General features: G+C 65.7%; 20 protein-coding genes. 13 read left to right on the top strand and 7 right to left on the bottom strand.

Annotation, left to right across the window (positions count from 1 at the left end; translation table 11 throughout):
* Positions 1–642 precede the first annotated feature (642 nt).
* From LG3211_RS24825 to LG3211_RS10115, 6 genes are all read left to right on the top strand, one after another.
* Positions 643–2079, top strand: a complete 1437-nt coding sequence (locus tag LG3211_RS24825; protein WP_083512436.1) for a DUF11 domain-containing protein — start codon at positions 643–645, stop codon at positions 2077–2079.
* Between the two features lie 459 nt (positions 2080–2538).
* Positions 2539–4005, top strand: coding sequence for a prealbumin-like fold domain-containing protein (locus LG3211_RS24830; RefSeq protein ID WP_083512437.1), 1467 nt, complete (start codon positions 2539–2541; stop codon positions 4003–4005).
* 99 nt (positions 4006–4104) lie between these two features.
* The gene (locus LG3211_RS10105; protein WP_057942729.1) at positions 4105–4575 is read left to right on the top strand and encodes a group II truncated hemoglobin; all 471 of its coding nucleotides are present in this window, start codon (positions 4105–4107) and stop codon (positions 4573–4575) included.
* 58 nt (positions 4576–4633) lie between these two features.
* Positions 4634–5077 (top strand): hypothetical protein, encoded by a 444-nt coding sequence (locus LG3211_RS10110; protein WP_148648837.1) that lies wholly within the window; start codon positions 4634–4636, stop codon positions 5075–5077.
* 61 nt (positions 5078–5138) lie between these two features.
* Positions 5139–5243 carry a ComEA family DNA-binding protein gene (locus LG3211_RS27675; protein WP_484502503.1) on the top strand — a complete coding sequence of 35 codons (105 nt, stop codon included), beginning with the start codon at positions 5139–5141 and terminating at the stop codon, positions 5241–5243.
* A gap of 470 nt (positions 5244–5713) precedes the next feature.
* A complete protein-coding gene (locus LG3211_RS10115; protein ID WP_237049866.1) occupies positions 5714–6853 on the top strand; it encodes a serine hydrolase domain-containing protein in 1140 nt (379 codons plus the stop codon).
* A 24-nt stretch (positions 6854–6877) separates the two neighbouring features.
* On the opposite strand, the gene LG3211_RS10120 is transcribed toward LG3211_RS10115, so the two are convergent.
* Positions 6878–8014: a hypothetical protein gene (locus LG3211_RS10120; protein ID WP_057942732.1), complete on the bottom strand. Its 1137-nt coding sequence runs from the start codon at positions 8012–8014 to the stop codon at positions 6878–6880.
* A 138-nt stretch (positions 8015–8152) separates the two neighbouring features.
* On the opposite strand from LG3211_RS10120, the gene LG3211_RS10125 reads away from it, so the two are divergent.
* Positions 8153–8392 (top strand): hypothetical protein, encoded by a 240-nt coding sequence (locus tag LG3211_RS10125; protein WP_057942733.1) that lies wholly within the window; start codon positions 8153–8155, stop codon positions 8390–8392.
* Between the two features lie 376 nt (positions 8393–8768).
* A complete protein-coding gene (locus tag LG3211_RS10130; protein ID WP_057942734.1) occupies positions 8769–10418 on the top strand; it encodes a glycoside hydrolase family 19 protein in 1650 nt (549 codons plus the stop codon).
* A gap of 168 nt (positions 10419–10586) precedes the next feature.
* On the opposite strand, the gene LG3211_RS10135 is transcribed toward LG3211_RS10130, so the two are convergent.
* The 3 genes from LG3211_RS10135 to LG3211_RS10145 all read right to left on the bottom strand — a co-directional run bounded on the left by LG3211_RS10135 (position 10587) and on the right by LG3211_RS10145 (position 12390).
* On the bottom strand, positions 10587–10901 hold the full coding sequence (locus LG3211_RS10135) for a DUF3861 domain-containing protein (protein WP_057942735.1): 315 nt from the start codon (positions 10899–10901) through the stop codon (positions 10587–10589).
* A 71-nt stretch (positions 10902–10972) separates the two neighbouring features.
* A complete protein-coding gene (locus LG3211_RS10140) occupies positions 10973–11470 on the bottom strand; it encodes a DUF1097 domain-containing protein (protein ID WP_057942736.1) in 498 nt (165 codons plus the stop codon).
* A gap of 11 nt (positions 11471–11481) precedes the next feature.
* Complete coding sequence (locus tag LG3211_RS10145; protein WP_057942737.1) at positions 11482–12390, bottom strand: SDR family oxidoreductase; 909 nt, start codon at positions 12388–12390, stop codon at positions 11482–11484.
* An 80-nt stretch (positions 12391–12470) separates the two neighbouring features.
* Here LG3211_RS10145 and LG3211_RS27455 point away from each other — a divergent pair, with 80 nt between their 5' ends.
* Positions 12471–12572: a DUF6053 domain-containing protein gene (locus LG3211_RS27455; RefSeq protein ID WP_222837594.1), complete on the top strand. Its 102-nt coding sequence runs from the start codon at positions 12471–12473 to the stop codon at positions 12570–12572.
* On the opposite strand, the gene LG3211_RS10150 is transcribed toward LG3211_RS27455, so the two are convergent.
* Positions 12569–13321 carry an SDR family oxidoreductase gene (locus LG3211_RS10150; RefSeq protein ID WP_057942738.1) on the bottom strand — a complete coding sequence of 251 codons (753 nt, stop codon included), beginning with the start codon at positions 13319–13321 and terminating at the stop codon, positions 12569–12571. The genes LG3211_RS27455 and LG3211_RS10150 overlap by 4 nt on opposite strands.
* 164 nt (positions 13322–13485) lie before the next feature.
* On the opposite strand from LG3211_RS10150, the gene LG3211_RS10155 reads away from it, so the two are divergent.
* From LG3211_RS10155 to LG3211_RS10170, 4 genes are all read left to right on the top strand, one after another.
* A complete protein-coding gene (locus LG3211_RS10155) occupies positions 13486–14400 on the top strand; it encodes a LysR family transcriptional regulator (RefSeq protein ID WP_057942739.1) in 915 nt (304 codons plus the stop codon).
* Between the two features lie 93 nt (positions 14401–14493).
* Positions 14494–15366 carry a LysR substrate-binding domain-containing protein gene (locus LG3211_RS10160; RefSeq protein WP_057942740.1) on the top strand — a complete coding sequence of 291 codons (873 nt, stop codon included), beginning with the start codon at positions 14494–14496 and terminating at the stop codon, positions 15364–15366.
* A 288-nt stretch (positions 15367–15654) separates the two neighbouring features.
* Complete coding sequence (locus LG3211_RS10165; protein ID WP_187313166.1) at positions 15655–17082, top strand: PAN domain-containing protein; 1428 nt, start codon at positions 15655–15657, stop codon at positions 17080–17082.
* A 345-nt stretch (positions 17083–17427) separates the two neighbouring features.
* Entirely contained in the window at positions 17428–18312 is an 885-nt protein-coding gene (locus LG3211_RS10170) for a hypothetical protein (protein WP_148648838.1), read from the top strand.
* A gap of 336 nt (positions 18313–18648) precedes the next feature.
* Here the strand turns inward: LG3211_RS10170 and LG3211_RS10175 are convergent, their stop codons facing one another.
* Positions 18649–20091, bottom strand: coding sequence for a DUF1501 domain-containing protein (locus LG3211_RS10175; RefSeq protein ID WP_057942743.1), 1443 nt, complete (start codon positions 20089–20091; stop codon positions 18649–18651).
* Between the two features lie 14 nt (positions 20092–20105).
* On the bottom strand, positions 20106–21875 hold the full coding sequence (locus tag LG3211_RS10180) for a DUF1800 domain-containing protein (protein ID WP_057942744.1): 1770 nt from the start codon (positions 21873–21875) through the stop codon (positions 20106–20108).
* Positions 21876–22246: the final 371 nt, after the last annotated feature.

The following is a 22246-nucleotide window of genomic DNA, read 5'->3' on the forward strand; positions in this document are numbered from 1 at the left end:
CACGATGAGCGGGGCCAATTTCATACGAGTCTGATTGATGTGCCCGGCAATCTGCCGGAGCATTTTCGGGATTCGAATGCTTGCGTCCAGGCAGGCGCGGACTCTTCGGATGAGTTGGGGCTTGTGAAGCCCGGGGACTCTTTCAAAGACCTCGCAGCGTGGCGGTCTGGCCTTTTCCTTGCCGTTGCGCGGGGCGCCGGCCGTGATCGCGGTTGCGCAGAAAGGGGGGGGGGCTCGGCAGCGGGTAGCGAGCGTGGAATTTAATGCCGCCTGTGTGGCCGGATTTGCTCTTCGCTTTCGATTACCTCTTATGTCGAGTCTCGAACCGTGCCGCGGGCTCGACCTGTACCACGCCGGCAACAGTCAATGCGGCGCCCCTGCACATACGATTTAGTTGAGGCAATCACCAATGCGCGGTTCGATCTGAATTTGCGGCCAAAAGCGTGTCGGAAGCGGCGCGGCGTGCTCGTTGTGCGGCGACGATGCATGGCAATAGCTGCCTTCTCGCGGCGATCTCGCCGACGTCGCATTGTTCGATCTGGATTCCTTGCCGGATTCAATGGCGTTCCAGCCGTCGGTCTCGAACGCATATTTCCAAAGCCCGGCTTTGCCGAGGATGTTTGCTAGAACTTGGGGGATTTGATGAAAAGCATGGCGATTAGTCGGGACGCAGGGGCGAAACCGCTCGAGGGAAGACAGGAAGCGGAGACGATCCCGAATCGCGCGGACGGTTTTCGTCGTGCGTTCTCCAAGCTGGCTGCGCTAAGCCTTCTGGCGGGCGTATTGGTGCCGATGGAGTCTGCGCATGCGCAAACCTGCGATCCTGTATTCACGGGTAATCCGGTGAATGTGAACGGGCTCGGCAACGGTACTTCAACGTTCACTACAGACACGGCAGGGACGGCGACAATCGGCACGACTTTCTCTGCCATTACCCGTACCGGTAATCCCGCCACCAATGGCTCTGTATCTCGTTCCGGTACGGCTGGCGGCGTGGTGCGCTATGAGCAGGCTAGTCCGAATTTCGCGAACGATGGCTTCCAATACAGCATGTCTTTCGCGCGTCCAATTCCCGTCATTATCGCGGCTGGACCCAACTATGCCGGTCCTCCGTCGAACATGGACAGCGCACCCGGCACCGTGGGGGCTGACGATGAAGTAGTGTTCACTGCGGTAGGCATGTCGCCGGGTTTTTCCTGGATTGTCGATCCGGTATTCGCCGGAACGGCGACGGTTAGTCCAGACGGCTTGACCGTCAGTTTCAGAGGAACCGCGCAAACCAACCCCCGCCAGTTTGCCCAGTATCGACTCAGAACACCCGCCGGAGCGACGATGACGGGCGTTAACGTCAGTTGGAGGTCGTTGCATGGCGTAGGCACCATCAACTCCGCTCAGCACAACGTCAGAGTTCCCGGCACCTGCCGGCCAGTGATCCAGTTCGTGAAGCGTGTTACCAACGACAATGGCGCCGCCGCCGCCGCCGCCGATTTCAATATCGCAACGAGTGCGGGCGCGTTGACCTTCGGCGCTAATACCGGTACCGCGCAGAATGCCATCTATAGATCGAACTCGCTGACGGTTAATGTCGGCAGTTATACGATGAACGAAATCGATCACCCGCAGTACAACGAAGGGACGTGGAGTTGCACGGGCGTCGGAACAACCCAGGTGGGCACCGCATTCAATGCAGGTTCGGTGACCCTGGCTCAGGGGGCAGTGGCGACCTGCAGCATTACCAACGACGACACTGCGGTAGCCGACCTGTCGATCACCAAGACCAACACACCCACGGTCGGCGCGTTGGATCAGGCCAACGACACGGTGGATTCGGGGCAAGCGACGACCTACACCCTGGTGGTGACCAACGACGGCACCACGGCGGTGACCGGCGCGGTGGTGAGGGATGCGCCCGGAGCCGGCATCACTTGTCCGGCCGGCAACGCGGTGACCATCAGCGGCGACGGCGTGCCGGCGGGCAGCTTCACCGTGGCCGATCTGACCGGTTCCACCGGTATCGTGCTGGGCGCGTTGGGAGCGGGACAAAGGGCGACCTTGAGTTTCAATTGCCAAGTGAACTAGCGAAGGCGAGAACGCAGCGACTTGGCGCCGGCCGCTTCGTACGGGGCGGGACGAGTGTTCTATCGCTGTTGCACGGCGAAGCGTGCGGTGTTCCACGTTTCTTCGCGTTCGCGTTCGCGAATGCCAGCGGCATGAAGCGGCGGCGCGTAGCAACGGTGCGTAGCAATAGCTGCCTTCTCGCGGCGATTTTGTGTCGCCGCATAGCCTCCGGTGGTTGGCGGAATTGGTGCTCGGTCTCGCACGAAATTGATTTCGTACGAGTCTGATTGGTCAGTGCAGGGCTCAGGCAAACAACTGAATCAATCAAAAAATAATGCGCGGAAAGGATCGGGAGCATTGTCCACGCCAACAGCCAAACATTCCGTTGAGGTGGGGCAAAAGCACATATCAACCGCCAGCGACGTCAGGCCATGCCGCAGTCCCAGTGATGGCCGGTGACACAGGAGTAGGGGAAAAATCATGCGAATCGGAATAAATTTCAAGGAGAAGCGTCGCAATGGGCAGATCCGCACGCAGGTGTGGATGCGCGCATTACTGGTGTTATGGATAGCATCGGCGCCGTTGGAAGTACTGGCACAGGAGATCACCGGAGGCGAATGCGCGACCGGAGCGAGTGGTACAGGCGTGGCTTACGATGCCGGCTGGCTCCATAACCAGCCCCCCGCTCCTGTCCCGGGTGGTATCCCTACGCGCAGGCAGGACGGGTTCTGGGCAAACCCGCCGGGCGGCCCCGCCGTCTACTGGGATAACCCGCGAGATGCCAGTCCGCTAGGCGCCGACACCACCGTAGTCGCTGACTACGCGGCCGACGAAATAGTGGGAAGCGGGCTTACTGCGATCCCCAGTCCTCCCACGGCTTATTTTTACAGCGGCAATATTGGTCCGGGGACGACCTTGGCCACGTCGGTGGCGGGCAACGCTTACACGCAGTACCAGTTCACGACCCCAGCCAACGCAAACCCGCGCCTTTATTTCGCCCGCGCCGGCATGGGCTCTTACCCCGGGCAGAACTTTCATTACGGGGTGCGCGTTTCGACTGATCCCAACTTCAGCTCATATTGGACGATCGTGCCGAATGCGACCGTACAGAATGGTACAGGCGGTTATCAGTACGTCCCTGGCAATACCTCACGCTTTCCGCTTCTAACACCGAGTACGACCTACTACCTGCGCGTCTACCCATTTAACGGCCCCGCTAACTCCTCTGGCAGCGGCAGTACCCTCACTATCGACGACTTCCAGTTCGGTACCGGAATCTGTCCGCTGCCCACGGTCACCGTTACTAAGATTTCCAATGGGGGCACTGGCACCTTCAACTTTACCGGCAGTAACGGCTTCGCCGCACAAAGTATTATTACGACTACGGCCGGCACCGGCATGGCCGGATCCACCCAGGTGTTGGCGGCGACCAACACCGCGACCACCGTTACCGAAGCTGCCCCAGCGGGCTTCACCTTGACCGCGATCAATTGCACCGGCCTGCCATCGGGAACGCCAACCTATACCGTCAATGGCGTCAACGGCGGCAATGTGGTTCTGCCGGCTGCCGCTATGACCACGACGGCCACCATTGCCTGCACCTTCACCAACACCCGTCGCGTCGCCGACCTGTCGATCACCAAGACCAACACGCCCACGGTCGGCGCGTTGGATCAGGCCAACGACACGGTGGATTCGGGGCAAACGACGACCTACACCCTGGTGGTCACCAATGACGGCACCACCGCGGTGACCGGCGCGGTGGTGAGGGATGCGCCCGGAGCGGGCATCACTTGTCCGGCCGGCAATGCGGTGACCATCAGCGGCGACGGCGTGCCGGCGGGCAGCTTCACCGTGGCCGATCTGACCGGCGCGAACGGCATCGTGCTGGGCGCCTTGGCGGCGGGACAAAGCGCGACCTTGAGCTTCAACTGCCAGGTGAACTGACGGCCGCGGCGGCGCGCGAACGTCGCGCGCCGCCGCTTGCACCGCCGCCGGCTTGGTTTATCGTTGCCGGCGACGCCAGCAACGAAGACCTTCGCGGCCATGCCGGAGCAAACCGTACCCACGTTGTATCAATGGCTCGGCGGCATCGAAGCGCTAGAGCGGCTTACCGTGCGTTTCTATCAGCACGTCAAGAACGACGAGCTGCTGGGCCCGGTCTTCGCCCACATGAGCGACGAACATCCGGCGCATGTCGCCGCGTTCCTGGCCGAGGTGCTCGGCGGCCCGGCCGAGTATTCGGCGCGGCACGGCGGCCATCCGAACATGATCCGCCATCACTTGAACCGGCACCTGAGCCAGGAACAGCGCCGGCGCTGGGTGGGCCTGCTGTTGACCACCGCCGACGAACTGGCGATGCCGGACGATCCGGAATTCCGCTCGGCCCTGGTCGCTTACCTGGAATGGGGCTCGCGCCTGGCGGTCATCAATTCGCAGCCGGGTGCGCAGGTCGATGAGGACGCGCCGATGCCGCGCTGGGGCTGGGGCGAGGCCAAGGGCCCGTACACGGGTTGATGATTTGGCGATTCTGATTCGAAGCCGCGGGCGCAAGAAGCGCCGGTTCGGATGGGGCTTGTTCAACGCCCTGCTGGGCGTGTGTATTCTCTACGCCGCGGGGTTCGACGATGGCGTTCCGCCGGTCTCGCGACTGCGCACGGTCGCCGGTGTGGTGGAGAGGGAGCACAGCGTCCGCCACGCCATCGACTTCAAGCTGCGCGGGCAAGCGCGCGAATACCGCTACGCGTCCAAGAGCGGCGCGATGGCGCAGGTCGAACACGCGCTCGCGCCGGGCGGCGCGCCGGTGACGCTGCTGTTCGACCCGGCCGATCCGGGCGGCCCTCTGTTCGCGGAGAAGACCTTCTATCCGGTCTACGCCGTGTCGGTGGCGGGCGTCAGTGTTCGCAGCCATGCGCAGGTTCGCGAGGCCTGGGCCGGCGACAATCGTGTCGGCCTGTTCCTGGGCGGCGTGTTCCTGGTATTCGCCGCGGTACTGGCGTTCGTGCCTGTTCGCCGCTGACGCGCGCGCAATCGTCGCGCTCGCGCCATCGACGGCCGCCCGCGGTTCGAGCGGGTCGCACGTGGCCAATCTCAATATCGCCGAACGCGAAGGCCTGTCGCGTCTGCCGGGAGTGGATGCTGCGATGGTCGGTCGCATCTTGGACAGCCGCTGCGACGGCACGTGACTTCATTCGCCGCGCCGGCATCGGCGCCCCGGCCGCGGCGCAGTTGCGCGAAGCGGCGGCGGCATTGCGGCGCCTGGGTCCGTACCGGCGTCAGTAGCGTGGCGCGCGGCGGTCACGGTCGGTTCGCGACTCAAGCGCCGGACCATCGTCGCTATCCGCCATAAACCTTCCGCGCGCATCGCGCATCCACCTGTTGGGCGTCATGAACGCGGCCGGGGGATGGCCGCGAATCCAGCGCGCCGACGCATCGCATCGTATTTCGAACTCTCTGCGTGGCGGGCCCGCGGCCCGGCGTCGCGTCGCCGCATACCTGCGCCGACGCAGTTCGCCACGCCGCGAGTTCCCGCCGCGACATCCGACCCTGCCAGGACGCCATGATCCCTACCCAGATCGACACAAGCTCCCGCGTTCACAACCGCGCCGCCTCATCGGCGACCGCCGTCGTTTCGTCCATGGCGCTGGCGACAGGGATGTTGACCAGCCCCCACGCGCTCGCCGCCAAGCCGGCCGCACCGATGCCGGCGTTCGCCAAGGTCATCGAAGCCGAAGTGCCGGCGATCATGAAAGCCGCGCATATCCAGGGCGCCGCGTTCGGCCTGATCGTCGATGGACGCCTGGTCTACGCGCGGGGATTCGGTTTCGCCGATCACGCCGGCAAAGTGGCCGCGACGCCGCGGACGGTGTTCGTCGCGGCCTCGCTGGCCAAGCCGATCGCCGCTTCGGTGGCGATGCGGTTGGCCGAGCGCGGCCGGCTCGACCTGGATCGTCCGGTCGCCGACTGGGTGTCGCCGTGGCCGCTGGCCGCGAGCGCGTTCGATTATCGGCGGATCACCACGCGCCATCTGCTCTCGCACACCGCCGGCACCACGCTCGGCGGCTATCAGGGGTGGCTCGACTTCAAGGAACTGCCGACCCTGGAGCAATCGCTGGCGGGCAAGACCAACGGACGCGGCGCGGTGGAATTGTTCGCGCCGGCCGGCAGCCGCTTCCAGTATTCCGGTGGTGGCTACACCTTGATGCAACTGGCCATCGAGCGCGATACCGGGCGCAAGTATTCCGATCTGGCGAACGAGCTCGTATTTCGTCCGCTTCGCATGCGCCATTCCAGCGTCGCGATGTCGCCGCGCGTCCTGGCCGGCGCGGCGCAGGGACACGGCGAAAACGGCGAGCCGATTGCGATGCGTTACTACATCGAACAAGCGCCCTCGACCTTGACCACGTCGGTCGAGGATTTCGCCAAGTGGATGGCGGCCGACATGATGCCCGGCGACAACGGCGACAACGGCGACAACGGCGCCGCGGCCTGGCTGTCGCCGGAGGATCTGCGGCAGATGCATCGGCCCGCCGAACTGAGCACGGCGCGCGCGCCGAACGAGGCGATGTACGGCCTGGGCCATTTCATCGAACGCCTCGCCGACGGCAGCGTGGCGGTCGGCCACGACGGCCGCAATCAGGCCGGGTTCCGGGCGAACTTCCTGCTGCGGCCGCAGCAGCGCGACGGCATCGTGTTCTTCAGCAATTCCCGCACCGGCGTGGCGCTGGATCGCGTGCTGTGTCTTTGGGCGGCCGATGCCGGACATGGCGATCCGGCGGTGGCGTGTAAGCCTTAAGCCAACCGGTCGCCGGCCACCGCATCACGTCGGATCGCATTCCTGCCGCTGAACATCAGGCACGAAGCCCTGCAGCAAAAACGGCGTCATGTCCGAAGCGCCGGATTCGCCGCCGGCTGCGGGCGCGCGCGGCACGCCGGCGCGGCTCCAACTCTGCGCCCGCTCGCTGGCGCGTTCGCGCGCCCGATTGGCCTGATCCGGCGGCAGGTCGCGGGTCAGCGCGCGGATCTGCGCTTCGACCATTTCGCGTTGCGAGGACGGCGATCGCCCGAATCCGGGCCGCGGCCCGGCCGGCGCCGCGTCGGGCTGAGTCGGCGGCAGCGAATCGAGCAATTGCAGGAACAGACTCAGCGATTCCACCGGATCGGACTTGACCGCCTGACCGAGAAAATTGCGCCGCATGCTGTCGCGCCGCGGCGAGTAAGCGTAGGCCAGCGACGCCAGCATGCGCGCGTCGCCGCGCATGGCCGCGGTGCGGGCGATGGATTCGGCTTCGCCGCGATAGGTCGCCAGCGCGGGCAGGGAGTCGAGCAACTGTTGCTGGCGGAAGGCGTTGCCGCTGGCGTAGTGGCGCATCGCCGCCGGATGTCCGGCGAGCGCGGCGCGGCGCCAATAGCCGGCGCGTTGTTCGGCGCTGAGGGTGGGAACGTCGGCGCAGTGTTCGGACTGGGTCAGCAGCTTGTCGGTCATGTTCTGGTAGCTGTCGGCCATGCGCTTGCGCTGCTCGCGCTGCTGCGGCGTGTCCTGCGGCATGCGTTCGAGCTGGCGTTCGAAATTGTCCACGCCGCTTTCCGCGCCGGCCAGGCGCTGGCGCAGGCTGTCGCAATACTCCATCTCCGCCGCCAGCCGGCAGGCCGCGGCCGGTTCGTTGGCGGCGCGGCGCTGCAGTTCCGGCAGGATCAGCCGCAGCGGCGTGTCCACCGACGGCAGCGGGCGGGCCGCGCCGGTGGTGTAGCGGGGAATCGACGCGGCCGGGCCCGACGCGCCGGCGCCGCCCACGCGCTGGGCGGCGGTTTGCGCGCCCGTGTCGGCGGCGGCCGCATTCGGCGCGGCCGGCGCTTCGGCGGCGGTGTGGCGGCCCCAGTAGTACATGCCGGCGCCGCTGGCGGCCAGCACGATCAGCCAGATTGCGGTGCGTCCTTGCTTCACGGTCGAAGTCATCGTCGGGTATGTCGGTCGCTCATCTTGACCGCCGCATCATAGAAGCGAATGAGGACGCGCGCGCGTGCCGCGGCGCCGCCGCATCCGCAATCGCAGAACCGCATCAACTACTGACGCGGCTCGGCCGCGTATTTCCAGGTGCCGGTGCCGGGCAACGAGGTGCTGGGCTGCAAGGGCATGAAGCAGTTCGACGCCAGCGGCGCGGGCGCGTTGGCGATCTACTGGGAGCAGGACTTCAGCGGGGTCCCGGCCAATCCGGATGGCTTCAGCTACGCCTGCAAGCCGGTGACCTGCCAGACGCCGCATTCGGCGTTCAAGCCTGGCGACCATGAGCGCTGCGTGGTCAAGGCGTTTGTGAATGTGGTGGTGACTAACTGAGCCGGCGTCGTCTCTGAAACTTCGTGTCTTGTCCGTCGCGACGTAGAACATCGCGTCGCGGTGTTTGGCGGGGCCGGAGTCGCCGACTGAAATTTCGCGCCCGATCCGTTGCGACGTAGAGCATCGGGTCGCGATGTTTGATCGGCGTGCTCGCCAACCCACTTGCTTCATCGTCCACGCGGCCGCTGCCTCGGCGGAGGTTCGCAAGCCTGCCGAGCGCACACATCACACACGTCCAGGCAGCGATGCGCGCATCGCTGCGCGCAATCAAGCGTGCGGCGACGGATCTTCGTTCGTATCAGTTCGGATTTGTCTGATGGAATTCGCCAAGGCAGTGCCGGAAGCTGCGTTACCTCCTTCCCGCACGAGCACCGACATGATCCGACACAGATGGCTGGCCGCGTCCACCCTGACGCTCGCGCTCACCGCGATCAGCATCAGCGCTTCCTTCTCCGTTTCCGCCGCGCCCTACGTCGCCGGCAGCACCTACACCAAGGACACCATGGTCGAATACCAGGGGCGGCAGTATCGGGCCAAGTGGTTCGTCAACGCCGATCAATCGCCGGCGGCCGTCGCTCAGGCCGCCAATCCCTGGGACAGCCCGTGGGAACTGGTCAGCGGCGCGAGCACGCCGACAGCGCCGGTGACGAACCCGCCGTCGACGCCGCCCGCCTCGACGCCGGTAGCGGCCGCGGGCGATACCTACGACAGCACCCGCGGCTATGCCGGCGGCTGCATCGTGATCTACGCCGGCGCGCCGTACAAAGCCAAGTGGTTCGCCGACGCAGGCAAGTCGCCGGCCGAGGTCGGGCATACCGTCAATGCCTGGGATACGCCGTGGGAACGCGCGGCGGCCGGGTCAGTGGCCGGTTGCCCGGACGGCAGTTCGTCCGGCGGTGGTGGTGATGGCACCGTGCCGGCCGCCGAGTACCGCATCGCGCGCAGCGTTCTGACCGCCAAGGAAACGCAGCTGACCGATTCGGTGTTGATGCGCAAGGTCAAGGAATCGATCCGCACCCTCGACAATACCGCGGTCGAAGCCGTGCAGCCGGGACGCTCGGCCAACCCGGACAACGTGCGCCGGCTCGAGTCGATCCTCAGCAGCACCCAGTTCGATTTCGTGTTCCCGATGCGCGCATCGCAGTACACCTACCGCGGCTTGCTTCAGGCGGTAGCGAAGTTTCCCGCGGTATGCGGCACCTACGCCACGCCGGCGCAGTCCGATGCGATCTGCCGCAAGACTCTGGCGACGATGACCGCACACTTCGCGCAGGAAACCGGCGGCCACGACGCCGGCAACGCGATCCCGCAATGGCGTCAGGCGCTGGTGCACGTGCGCGAGATGGGCTGGAACGAGAACATGCGCAACGGCTACAACGCCGAGTGCAATCCCGCCGGCTGGCAGGGCAAGACCTGGCCCTGCGGAAAATTCGCCGACGGTACCTTCAAGAGCTACTTCGGCCGCGGCGCCAAGCAGTTGTCGTACAACTACAACTATGGCCCGTTCTCGGATGCGATGTACGGCGATGTGCGCACGCTGCTGGACCGCCCCGAACTGGTCGCCGACACCTGGCTCAACCTCGCCAGCGCGACGTTCTTCTTCTCGTATCCGCAGCCGCCCAAGCCCTCGATGCTGCACGTGATCGACGGCACCTGGGCGCCGAACGCGAACGACCAGACCAGCGGCTTGCTTCCTGGTTTCGGCGTGACCACGCAGATCATCAACGGCGGCGTCGAATGCGGCGGCGGCAGCGAGTCTGCGCAGTCGCAGAACCGCATCGACTACTACCGCGACGCGGCCGCTTACTTCCAGGTGCCGGTGCCGGGCAACGAAGTGCTGGGCTGCAAGGGGATGAGGCCGTTCGATTCCAGCGGCGCCGGAGCGCTGGCGATCTACTGGGAACGCGGCGATGCCGACTACACCTGCAAGCTGGTCGGCTACCAGACGGCGTACTCGGCGCTCAAGGGCGGCGACTATGAGCGCTGCGTGGTCGCGGCGTTTCCTAATGTGGTGGTGACCAACTGAGCCGGCGTTATCGCCTGAAACCCTGCGTTCGATCCGTGGCGACGTAGAACATCACGTTGCGACGTTTGGAACGTGGGCTCCTAAAGCTCCAGATCTCCCTCTCCCGCGCCCCGAAGGAAGTCACCTTGGGTAGCAAGCGGGAGAGGGGCTCCAAGGCGCTGTCTTCATTCAGGCAATGTTGTCGCATCCCTGGTCCGAATCCATCGCCGCCGTACGCGCCTTCAAATTCCCAATAAACGCCCGCAGCGCAGGCTGCACATCCGCGAACAGCGGATCGTTGCGATGATTCAGCATCACCCCGTTGAGCAGCTTCAGTCCGACTGCGAGCGCGGCCGCATCATCGTCGGCATACCCGCTGCCCCGGCGAACCTTGTCCACGATGGCGAACAGTTCATCGTGATGATCGACTTTGAATTTCACCGATGCCCGATCCGCTGACGAATCCAGCGCCTGCACGGTGACGCGGTAGCGATGCGATTTCATATCCACGACCTTGCGATGCGCACGCAGCGAAGAAAAGCGAACGCGCCGTCACGCGGCGCGTTCGCACAGGCTCAGGCCGGAGTCGCGGCCACCGGCGTCCAGCGATGATGCACGCGGCTGGCCAACCAGCCGGCGAGCGTGCCGACCGTGGCCGCGATCGCCAGTTCGGCGAAATTCGCCAACGACGCCGGTTGATGCGCGGCGAACCAGGCCACCAGCCCCAGGAAGAAACCGAGCAGGTTGTTGAACACCGGCAGCCGCCGCAACGACACCACCAGCATCGCCACCGCGAACACCACCACGCCGACGGTGGCCGCGCCCAGGTGCGGGCCGAGCGCGGCCAAGGCGCTCGCCGCCGCCATGCCGAACACCAGTCCGGCCAGCACGCACACCAGACTGATCAGTCCCTGGCGCAGATGCCCGCCGCGACTGAAGAACGCGATCCAGCCGACGAACATCGCCCACACCGGGACTTCAAGCAGCAGTGCGCTGAGGCTGGCGGCGGCGGAGGCGACCGCCGATTCGCCGACGGTGACTTTCAGATGCGCGGGTATCCATTCGCGAGTCATGAGCGGTCTCCTCAGTGGCCGGCGTCGATGCGCGGAGCGAGCAGGTCGCCCAGGCCGACCCGGCGCAGGAACTCGGCGCGGATGCGGTCGCCGACGGCGTTGACGACTTCGGCGCCGTCGCTGGCCGGATCGACGTGTACGCGGAACGGGCGCCGGCCGTAAGGGCGGGCGACGATCTCCACGATCGCTTCGGCCACGCTGGCGACATCCGCGTCCTCGGGCACGGTGCCGGCGAGCTTGCGCAGGATTTCCTCACCGAAGCCGGCGGTCGGCGCGGCGTCGTACTCGGCCAGGCGCGCCTGATCGGCCGGGGCGCCGGCATGAGCGAAGTGGTTGGTGCCGGACGTGAACGCGCCCGGGACCAGGATCGAGGTTTCGATGCCCCAGCGCGCGAGCTCGGCGGCGTAGCTGATCGCGAGCGAATCCATCGCCGCCTTGGCGGCGAAGTACGGCGCCAGATACGGCGGCGTGCCGCCGCGCACGCTGCTGCTCGATACCCACAGCAGCAGCCCGTGGCGCTGCTTGCGCAACTGCGGCAGCGCGGCGCGGTTGACGCGCTGCGCGCCGAGCACATTGCTGTCGAAGAGTTGCGCGAACTGTTCGGGCGTGAACGCTTCGGCGGGGCCGAAGGCCATGTGGCCGGCGTTGTGCACGAGTACGTCGAGACGGCCGTGCTGTTCGACGATTCTCGCGATGGCGGCATCGGCCGAGGATTGCGAGGCGACATCGAGTTCGAGCGTGCGCAAGTCCACGCCGTGCTGAGTCGCGTAGTCGGCGGCCGCGGCGACCTGCGCCGCGTTGCGGCCGGCGGTTTCGCGCATGCTGGCGTAGACGGTGTGGCCGGCGTGGGCGAGGGCACGCGCGGCGAGGGCGCCGAAACCGCTGGAGGCGCCGGTGATGAGGATGATCTGCTGGTTCATGGCAAAGCTCCGCTGGCGAGCGCCGCGACGGCGCCCGGGAATGGAAGGGAAGGGGACACTTCGATAGCAGCGATACAACTGTGGGAGGGCCCTCAGGCCCGACGCCTTCGGTTCAGTTCGCCGCGATCGGAAAACAAAGCACCGCGCCTGAAGGCCCTCCCACAAACAGCGGCGAGCTTTAGAACACGTAGCCGCCATTCACGCGCAACACCTGGGAGTTCACCCAACTGCCGTCGGGACCGGCGAGAAAAGACACGGCCGAAGCGATTTCATCCGGCATGCCCAAACGCTCCAGCGGCGCCAGCGAGCTGAAGTGCGCGATCTGCTCCTGGGTCTTGCCGTTGAGGAACAACTCGGTCGCGACCGGACCCGGAGCGACCGCGTTGACGGTGATGCCGCGGCCGCGCAGTTCGTTGGCGAGCACGTGCACCAGCCCTTCGACGCCGGCCTTGGAGGCGATGTACGGGCCGTAGTTCGGGAAGGCCTTGCCGATCACGCTGGTCGATACCGCGATGATCCGGCCGCCTTCGCCCAGATGCTGCGCGGCCTGGCCCAGGACGATGAAACTGCCGCGCAGGTTGGTGGAGATCACCCGATCGAACTCGGCCAGATCGCCGCCCTGGATCGGCACGTACGGCATCACGCCGGCGCTGTTGACGACCACGTCGAGGCGGCCGAGGGTTTCTTTCGCGAAGGCGAAGACGCGCTGCATGGCGTCGGCGTCGGCGACATCGCCCTGGATCGCCGCGGCGCGGCCGCCGGCAGCGTGGATTTCCGCGACCAGCGCATCGGCCGCGGCGGTGTTGCCGGCGTAGTTGACGATCACGGCGTAGCCGTCGGCGACCAGGCGCAGGGCGATGGCGCGGCCGATGCCGCGCGAGGCGCCGGTGACGAGGGCGGCCTTGGAAGCGGGGGAGGTCTGAGCGGTCATGGCGGACTCCTTAAGCGGGTGGATGGTTGAGGGCAGGCGAGGGAGGCGGATGGCCTTCGGTTTCGCTGTGGGGCCAGTCTGCTCGTTGGTCAGGGCTGGATAAACCAGCCTGGATTGGCAATACAATTCAATAATCGCCAACAATCGAGCCCCCGGAGCCCGCCATGGACCGTTTCGAGGCCCTGCGCCTGTTCACCCGCATCGTCGAGCTGGGCAGCTTCACCCGCGCCGCCGCCGTGCTGGACGTGCCCAAGGCCACCGCCACCCATGCCATCAAGGAACTGGAAGCGCGCCTGGGCGTGCGCCTGCTCGACCGCACCACCCGGCAAGTGCGACCGACCCTGGACGGGCAGGCCTATTACGACCGCTGCGTGCACGTGCTGGCCGAACTCGACGACGCCGAATCGGCCTTGAGCGCGGTCGCCAGCAATCCGCGCGGCACCTTGCGCCTGGACCTGCACGGCACCCACGCCACCGGCATCATCCTGCCGCGCATCAACGAATTCCGCGGCCGCTATCCGCAGATCGACCTGGAAATCAGCAGCGGCGACCGCCTGGTCGATCTGGTGCGCGAAGGCATCGACTGCGTGGTGCGCTCGGGCGTGCCGCGCGATTCGTCGCTGGTGGCCAAGCGGTTGGCGGTAATGCCGGAAGTGGTCTGCGCCAGCCCCGAGTATCTGCAGTACTTCGGCACGCCGCGCCATCCCGACGAGTTGTCGGCGCACCAAGCGGTCGGCTTCTTCGCCAGCAATCGCGACTTGCGTTATCCCTTCGAGCTCACGGTCGAGGGGCGACTGCGCGAATACCAGCTCAACTCGTGGATATCGGTCAACGACGCCGCCTGCTATGTCGCCGCGGCCTTGCGCGGCTGCGGCTTGATCCAGTTGCCGCTGCACGGCGTGGAGCAGCACATCCGCGAAGGCCGGCTGGTCGAGGTCTTGCGCGATTACGCCAGCCCGGGCGTGCCGGTGTCGGTGCTGTATCCGCAGCACCGGCAGTTGTCTCCGCGGGTGCGGGTGTTCGTGGATTGGGTGGCGGGCGTGTTCGCGGACAAGTTCGGCGCCGGCGCGACGGCCTGAGCGGGACCCGGCTCGCTACAATCGCGATGCCGGCCGCCCGCGCCGGCGCGCCGCATCGATGTCGAACACCGCCCACTCCGGGAGACGCCGAAGATGAAATCGCAGCTGTCTCTGCCCCAGATCCGCGCGTTCTGCGCGCTGGCCCAGCATCGCAGCTTCAAGGCCGCGGCCGATTCGCTGGGCGTGTCGCAGCCGACCATCGTCAGCCAGATCGCCGGCATCGAAGAGGCCTACGGCACCAAGCTGTTCCAGCGCCAGCGCGAGAACAACCGCCTGACCGATATCGGCATCGCCGTGCTGGCGCCGTTGCGCGCGGTGCTCGATCAGGTGCGCGAGGCCGAGTTCATCCTGCTCTCGCACAGCACCGCGCAGACCGGCGAGCTCAACGTGGTCGCGGTGAATCCGGTGCGCACTTCGAAACTGATCCGCGAGTTCCGCATCCTGTGTCCGAATATCCGCGTCAACGTCAGCTTCGTCGCTTCCGACAAGGCGCAGAGCCTGATCGACCGCGAAGCGGTGGATGTGGGATTTTTCGTGCAATCCGAGGGGCGGCCGGGCCAGCAGGCGTTCCACTTCTATAGCTACGAATTGATGGCGATCGTGCCTGCGGAGCATCGGTTGGCACACAAGCCGACCTTGTCGATCGAGGATTTCGCCGGCGAGGAATTGGTGATCCGCGAACCCGGTTCGCTGACGCGAAAGATGTTTCTGGCGGCTTTGGATAACGCCGGAATCAAGTCGCGCATCGCCTACGAACTGGGCAGCCGCGAATCGGTGCGCGAAGCGGTCGCGCAAGGGTTGGGCGTGTCGGTGGTGGCCGAGGACGAGCACACGCCGCACGAGCGCATCGTCACCAAGAAAATCATCGGTGCCGATCTGCGCGCGGACAGCAGCCTTGTGGTGCTCAACAAGCACCTGAGCTCGCCGCAGGTGAAAACCTTGATCGAGCTGATTCGGCGGCGTTAGCGGCCGGAAAAATCGTCGCGCCAGGAACAGGCGATGTCGCCGCCGAGCATGCGGCCGTGTCGATGCCGCGTTTGGTTTCCGTCGAGGCCATCGCGATTTCATCGGAAAAGCGCGTTGATTCGACGCGTTCAATGCATTCTTAGAGCAGGTCTAATCTGATCAATGGTCGGTTGTCATCGATCGTGCTTGAAGTACTCTTGCGGCCGAATCGATCTTGATGTGTTGGGCGAGATCGATCCGATCGATGTCTGGTCGCCGTACTTCGTCCTTCAAGTCACGAGGCTTCTCATGAAGATGCAGTCATCCGTGTTCGCATTGCTCGCGTTAGTCGTTTCCGGCGCGGCGTGCGCGCAATCGCTGGACCGTTTCACCGTCACCGCCAATGCGGCCATTCCCGGCTACAACGTGCAACGCCTGAGCAACGTCAGCGCCGAGCAATGCGCGGTAACTTGCCTTGATACGGCGCACGCCTCGTGGTGCGTGTCGTTCGATTACGACAAAACCCTGAGTCAATGCGACCTGAGCGACAAGCGCGCCTCGCAGGTAGCGCTGAAGACCGACTATCCCAACAATCCTTACGATCATTACAGCTTGAAGATCGACGCGTTGGCCTCGTTCGAAACGACCGCGAACGCGGCGATCTCCGGTTACAACCGCGAGCAGCTCACCGCGGTGACGCCGCAGGCCTGCGCCGAGGCCTGCGCCTTGTCGTCGCGCGCTTCGTGGTGCCGCTCGTTCGACTACAACAAGACCGCATCGAGCTGCGACCTGAGCGACAAACGCGCGAGTGATGTCGGCGGATTGAAAACCGACTATCCGGGCAATCCTTACGACTACTACGGCCGCCGCGTCGCTGCCGGCACGCCCAATCCGATCCCCGGCGACCGGCACGTGCTGTTGATCGGCATCGACGGCCTGCGCGGCGACGCCGTGTTGTGCAACGGCTGCGCCAAGCCGCCGACGCTGTCCGCGCTGATGGCCGGCGGCGCTTACCACACCAACGTGTCCGCCGGCGGCACGCAGTCGACCCTGAGCGGTCCGGGTTGGGGCAGCGTATTCACCGGTTTCTGGGCGGACCAGCATGGAGTGACCTCGAACAACATCGAGCTGCCGCTGAAGAAGCCGCACGTATTCGACCTGATCAAGCAGACGTACCCGACCGCGACCACCGCGGTGGTCGCCGACTGGGCCAATCTCACCGCCAACCTGCGGCCGGCGAGCGTGGACCAGGTATTCGTCAACGCGGCAAAGAACTCGCAGCAGGCGACCGACGCGGTGATCCAGTGGCTGGACCAGACTCACGCGCCGACCGCGATCTTCTACTACCTGCACAACGTGGACATCCACACCTGTTGTTACGATCCGGCCAGTGCGACCTATCAGCAGAAGCTGCTCGCCGAGGACGCGCAGATCAAGCAGGTGCTCGACGCGCTGACGCGGCGGCCGAACTATCTCAACGAGGAATGGCTGATCGTGGTCGCCTCCGATCACGGCGGCCTGAACACCGGGCACGGCGGACAGAGCGCGGAGGAGCGCGACGCCGTGCTGGTGTTGAACAATCGCCATGGGAACCCGGCCCGGACGCCGTATTGCTCGGGCGATCTGAGCGGCGCGCCGATGCGGCAGATCGACGGAGCGACGCCGCATATCCTCGATTTCCTGGGCCTGCCAAATCCCACGGCCGGGGTTAAATCGCCGGTGTGCGGAAGTCACTGAGCCCGGCAGGCGATCGACGCCGCGCGGCCGGGCGCGCGCAGCTACCGCGCTTTCGCGCGGCGCGGCGTCGATAACTGCGGCCGCATCGCTTCGCGCGAGCGGGAGGCAAGCGGCAGACAGCAAGCGGAAATCTCTCCACCCTCTCTCCCTCTCCCGCTAGCGGGAGAGGGCCGGGGTGAGGGAACGAGCGCCGCAGGCGCGAGCGCTTTCGCGCGAACTGCGCCCGAGACCTCATCGCGTTCGGACACGCGGCGCACGCGAGCATTCAATCGCACGCAAATCCACGATTCGCCAGCCGCCGCGCCCAGCCGGCTTCAACGGCGAAGCCAGCGAATCGATCCGACGATGTTTGAGGAAGCGGCCGAACGGACTGCGCCGCGCTTCCCATCGGCCAAGCCGCCGGCCGTCGCCAGTAAGACGAGTCTGAAAATCCGCGAAGCGTGTTTTCGATCGCGGGAATTCGCCTGGCCTCGCGAGCAAGGCGGTGTTCGCCCATCTGCGTTCTCGGTCCAATGGTTTGTCTTCGCCGACTGGCGAAGACGGCACGTCGGCATTGATGCCGGTGCCCAACCAAGACAACCGCAAAAGGATTTTTTCATGATCGCAAAACACTTCCTCCCCATGGCCATGCTCTCGATGCTCGCGCTGGCCCCGTTGTCCGCGGCCTGCGCCCACGACGATCCCATCGTGAACCGCGCGCAGACCGAGCGCTCGGTGAATTACGAGGGGCTCTACACCCAGCTTCTGGAACGGCCCGCGCTGGGTCCGTCCGCGCCGTTGGCCGAAACCCATATGGTGATCGCCAACAACGCACTGGACTGCTACAACGTGGTGCAGCAAAGGCTCTGGCAAGGATGGGATTATCCCAACGAACTTGAGACGCAAGATCTCTGCGCGCCATCGCGCGGAGCGATCAGTGAGACGACGAATGTTTCCGTGATTGGCTCGCCCGCCCCGGGATCAGCCGCTGTTCCGTCGCAAATATGGATCAGTCAGATCGTTCGCAAGTCCGAGCCGGGCCAAACTCTTCCGGCGACGAAGGCCTTGGTGGTGAGTAACAGTGAAAGCGGGGTCGGCTACTTCATCGGCAGCAATCAGATGTCGTCGAACTGGCGGTACGACGCTCAACCTGAAGACTATGTAACGTCCGGAGGAATGACTGGGATCGTGCTTCGAAGCACCCGGACCACGGGTACGCTGATGGTCGATCACCGGCAGATCGGGCAATAACGCGAGCATCGTTCTGACTGGCGACAATGTCAGCTCCCGCTCGGGCGAGACCCATGCCCGGGGAGCGGGACGCCTGCGCGCCTGACAGAACCGCGCCGCTTCCTTTTCCTGCTGGCGAGAAAAGGCGCGGGCAATAAGTACAACGCGAGAGCGGTTGCGCTCATGGCGCGCCCTCACCTGGCCCTCTCCCGCCAACGGGAGAGGGCGTTGGGTTTTTCTTCGCATCGACTGGCGCGCTCTGCCGGATCCGCGTCGAGCGGTTCCGATCCGAGCGCCGATCGGCGCAGTTGCCCGCGGTATGCGTGCGGAACTCCGCGATCGGCCGCGTCGTCGCGCTCAGTCGATCAATTCCTTCGCATACTGCACCAGGCGTTCGATCAGATCAGGCTCATCGCTCGGCGAAGGTCGCGACGGCGCGCCCGCCGCGCGCAGGCGCTGCTGCAGCGCCGGCGCCGGTTTCGCCAAGGTGCCGAAGTCGCGCACCAGGCCCATCGGCGCGTAGCCGCCGTAGCCGGGGAACACCGGTGTGAGGTTGGTGTGGCCCATGCGCTTGAACAGAATCTCCGACAGCACCCGGCGGTGATCGGTGGTCACCGGCACGTCGCCGAAATGCGGCGAGAGGATTTCCGGATCCAGGCCCGACCACGAGCCGTAGAAGCGGCGGCCGTTGACCGGGCCGCCCAGCACCAGCACCGGATTGCCGTAGCCGTGGTCGGTGCCGCCGTTGGCGTTGGCGCGCACGCGCCGGCCGAATTCGGACTGCACGACCACGGTCACGCGCGAGGCATGGCCGCTGGCGTCCAGTGCGGCGTAGAACGCGGACAAGGCCTGCGAGAGTTCGGCGATCTTGTTCTGATAGTAGTGATAGCCGCTGCCCGCGGTGCCCTGGCTGTCATGCGTGTCCCATCCGCCCAGGTCGAGCGTGGCGTAGTGCAGGCCGAGGTTGAACTGGATCGATTGCGCGATCGTCCACAACTGCTGGGCGAAACCGCTGGTCGGCCAACCGGCCGGCAACGCGGCGTAGGTTTGTTGCGCGACCACTTTCAGAGCGCTGTCGGCGCGCTGGCCGCCCAGTTCCAGCGGCGTGCTGCCGCCCCACAAACTCGCCAGGGTTTCATTGAGGCCCTTGAACCCGGCCGGCGAATCCGGACGAATCTTCTGCCACGACCACGCGCCGGCGTTGAGAGCGAAGTCGGACGGGCTGCCCATGGTCAGCGCCTGCACCGATCCCAGCAATCCGGCCGGCTGACGCGAAGCCACGCCGAGCGCGGGAATTTTTTCCGTGCCGCTGAGATTGGGTTGCGCGTTCATCGCCCGCGCCAGCCAGCCGCTGCCGATGCCTTGCTGGCCCGGCGTGCCCAGGTCGATGTAGAGCTGAGCGTCGAAGTGGCTGCGGGTCACGCTGGTCAGCAGGCCGCAGGCATGCACGATGCCCAGGTGGCCGGCGTTCCACAGATCGCGCAGTCCGCTTGCCGCCGGATGCAGGCCGAAACCGGTGCCGGCGCCGCTGGCAAGGGTCAGCGGCAGGGCGCCGTAGGTGCCGGTCGCGGCGATGGCCAGATTCGGCCGGGCCTGTTCGTAGAAACCGCGGTCGGCGCCGTCGATCGGCACCACCAGGTTCAAGCCGTCCAGGCCGCCGCGCAGGAACAGATGCACGACGGTGTCGTGGCCGTTGGCCGCGGCGTAGGCGGAGTTGGAGAACAACAGGGACGGGCCGCCCACCGCGCCGATGGCGGCGGTGGCGCAGGTGCCTTTGAGGAAATCGCGTCGTGTGGTCATGTCGGCGTCCTGGCTTAGCGGCTGAGGAATTCGGGCGACATCAGGATCAGCGACACCATGCTGCGCAGTCGCTCCTGGTTGTAATGCCGTTTGAGATCGCTGCCGGCCCAGGTGTTGGTGTCGGTGATGACATAGGTGGCCGGATCGCCGTTCTGGGCCATGAACGCGATCAGCGTCTGCCGCCGCGCCGCGGTCGGCAGATAACCCAGGATGCGGTAACACCAGAAATCGACCAGCTTGGTCGCCGTCCACGACGGCACTTTGGTTCGCGTCGTCGCCAGGATCGGCATCAGCGGCACGCCGCTCTCGCTGGTTTCGGTGATCCAGTTGAGGATGCGCCAGGTCATCGCGTAACTGCTGGAACCCGACCAGGCCTCGCGCACGTCCGGATAACCGTTCGGCGCCGGCCAGTCGTAGGGCTGGTGGCCGGTGAAGCCCATCAGCCAGTTGAATTCGTCGCTCTTCTGATTGCCGACGGCGATGGTCCAGTCGCTGCCGACCGTTCGCATCGCCGCGGCCACCGCTTCGAACGGACGCCGCGCTTTCGCGCCCCAGGTCTGCATGAAAACACTGGAGTTGAGGACGTGACGCAGGACCTTGGCGATCTGGTCCGGCGCCTGCCAGTTCTGGCGGAAAATCTGCGCGGCGCTGGTCACCAACGTCGGATCGGGCGTATCGCTGACGAAGCGGCGGATGATCTTTTTGCAGATGAAGCGCGCCACGCCCGGATGGCTGGCCAAGCGGTCGAGTACGTCGCGACCGTCCTTGAGCGCCGGCTGTTCCGGATACAGCATGCGGCCGAGCAAGAACTTCGGACCCGCGTCGTGCCAGGCCTGGCGATAGACGAAGCTGCCGTCGTTCTCGGTCGGGTATTGCCAATGGCCGTTCTTCACCGACCAGCCGGTGAAGGCCGAGGCGGTTTCGTACACGTCGATGTCGGTGTAGCCGGCGGGATAATTCGGATCCTCGGCATCGGGCGGGACCTGGAACGGGTCCATGAAACCCAGGTAATGCTCGGCGCCCAGGGTGTGCAGTTCCAGCAGTTCGCGGGCGAAGTTTTCGTTCGGGCCGGCGCGGGTGTTGTCGGCGTTGTCGAGGAAGTAGAGCATCGAGGTGCTCTTGGCGACCTGTTCGAGCATCGCGCGGAAATTGCCGAACGCCTGCGGACGCAGCACGTCGCGCTGGTAATGCACGAACACCGGGCCGGCGTCGTAGTCGCTGGCCATGACGTTGAAGTGGTCGTGCCAGAAATTGACCATCACCTCGCGCAACTGGCGCTTGGAGTGGACCGCGCGCACCAGCGCCGCGCGCTGCGCTTCCACGGCCGGGCGCATGCGGATTTCATACGCGGGATCGGGCTTGACGTGATCGGCCCACAACTGGGTCAACGATTTACCCAGAGTGGTGTAGCCGGCGTTGGTCAGGCGGGTTTCCACCGCGCTGTCGTCGATGTTGGCCCAGTCGAGCTGCCAATCGACGTAATTGGCCAGGCGCTGCGCGTCGGTGGTGCCGAGCGCGTTGAATTCCGCGATCGACTGCGTGGTGGCGCCGTAGCTCAGATTGCCGAGCACGCGGATCCAGAACGGCGGGCGCGGCAGGTCTTTCGGCAAGACCGTCACCGGCGCGGCATGCAGGTCGGGGGAGGCGAGCGGGGCGGCGCCGCTGGCGCCGTCGAGCTTGGCGCGCGCGGCCTTGGACGGCGTGCCGCGACCGAGCGCGCCGTAGCGCTGCAGCAGATGCTGGCGCAAGGCGGCCTGTTCGGAAGCGGAGAGGGAGCGGGTCATGGCGCACTCCTTGGTGAGCTGGCGGGTAGGCGGGCAGGAGGAGCGCGAGCTTATGCGGCCGGACAAGCGCTAAAGCCCAGGTTGCGTCACAGATTCTCGCGGCCGCGGATGAACCGCGTCACTGTTCGCGCGTGCGTCTTCGCGCCGTCTGCACAATGCGCGTCACAGGTATCGGGCCATGCGTGGAAACGGTCACGCGCATAACGCGCGCACGGTGTCATCGCTTGCGTGCGGCTTTACCGATTTTGTCCGTTAGCGCGTCGCCGCTGGGCCTGCGCCACTGCCGCCAATGCGTGCAGACGCGCACAAGCCTGCTGGGGCGCAGGCCGTAGACTCTTGCGACGCGGCGCAAATTCCCGGTCGCCATAAGC

The sequence above is a fragment of the Lysobacter gummosus genome (assembly GCF_001442805.1).
GTDB classification, from domain to species: domain Bacteria; phylum Pseudomonadota; class Gammaproteobacteria; order Xanthomonadales; family Xanthomonadaceae; genus Lysobacter; species Lysobacter gummosus.

What these genes read in the sequence shown, in the direction of transcription:
- LG3211_RS10150 (WP_057942738.1), bottom strand. Translation starts at nt 13,321, where the DNA reads ATGACCGCTCAGACCTCCCCCGCTTCCAAGGCCGCCCTCGTCACCGGC.
- LG3211_RS10170 (WP_148648838.1), top strand. Translation starts at nt 17,428, where the DNA reads ATGTTTGAGGAAGCGGCCGAACGGACTGCGCCGCGCTTCCCATCGGCC.
- LG3211_RS10120 (WP_057942732.1), bottom strand. Translation starts at nt 8,014, where the DNA reads ATGACTTCGACCGTGAAGCAAGGACGCACCGCAATCTGGCTGATCGTG.
- LG3211_RS10115 (WP_237049866.1), top strand. Translation starts at nt 5,714, where the DNA reads ATGTTGACCAGCCCCCACGCGCTCGCCGCCAAGCCGGCCGCACCGATG.
- LG3211_RS10165 (WP_187313166.1), top strand. Translation starts at nt 15,655, where the DNA reads ATGAAGATGCAGTCATCCGTGTTCGCATTGCTCGCGTTAGTCGTTTCC.
- LG3211_RS24825 (WP_083512436.1), top strand. Translation starts at nt 643, where the DNA reads ATGAAAAGCATGGCGATTAGTCGGGACGCAGGGGCGAAACCGCTCGAG.
- LG3211_RS10155 (WP_057942739.1), top strand. Translation starts at nt 13,486, where the DNA reads ATGGACCGTTTCGAGGCCCTGCGCCTGTTCACCCGCATCGTCGAGCTG.
- LG3211_RS10160 (WP_057942740.1), top strand. Translation starts at nt 14,494, where the DNA reads ATGAAATCGCAGCTGTCTCTGCCCCAGATCCGCGCGTTCTGCGCGCTG.
- LG3211_RS10145 (WP_057942737.1), bottom strand. Translation starts at nt 12,390, where the DNA reads ATGAACCAGCAGATCATCCTCATCACCGGCGCCTCCAGCGGTTTCGGC.
- LG3211_RS24830 (WP_083512437.1), top strand. Translation starts at nt 2,539, where the DNA reads ATGCGAATCGGAATAAATTTCAAGGAGAAGCGTCGCAATGGGCAGATC.
- LG3211_RS10180 (WP_057942744.1), bottom strand. Translation starts at nt 21,875, where the DNA reads ATGACCCGCTCCCTCTCCGCTTCCGAACAGGCCGCCTTGCGCCAGCAT.
- LG3211_RS10175 (WP_057942743.1), bottom strand. Translation starts at nt 20,091, where the DNA reads ATGACCACACGACGCGATTTCCTCAAAGGCACCTGCGCCACCGCCGCC.
- LG3211_RS10105 (WP_057942729.1), top strand. Translation starts at nt 4,105, where the DNA reads ATGCCGGAGCAAACCGTACCCACGTTGTATCAATGGCTCGGCGGCATC.
- LG3211_RS10140 (WP_057942736.1), bottom strand. Translation starts at nt 11,470, where the DNA reads ATGACTCGCGAATGGATACCCGCGCATCTGAAAGTCACCGTCGGCGAA.
- LG3211_RS10135 (WP_057942735.1), bottom strand. Translation starts at nt 10,901, where the DNA reads ATGAAATCGCATCGCTACCGCGTCACCGTGCAGGCGCTGGATTCGTCA.
- LG3211_RS10130 (WP_057942734.1), top strand. Translation starts at nt 8,769, where the DNA reads ATGATCCGACACAGATGGCTGGCCGCGTCCACCCTGACGCTCGCGCTC.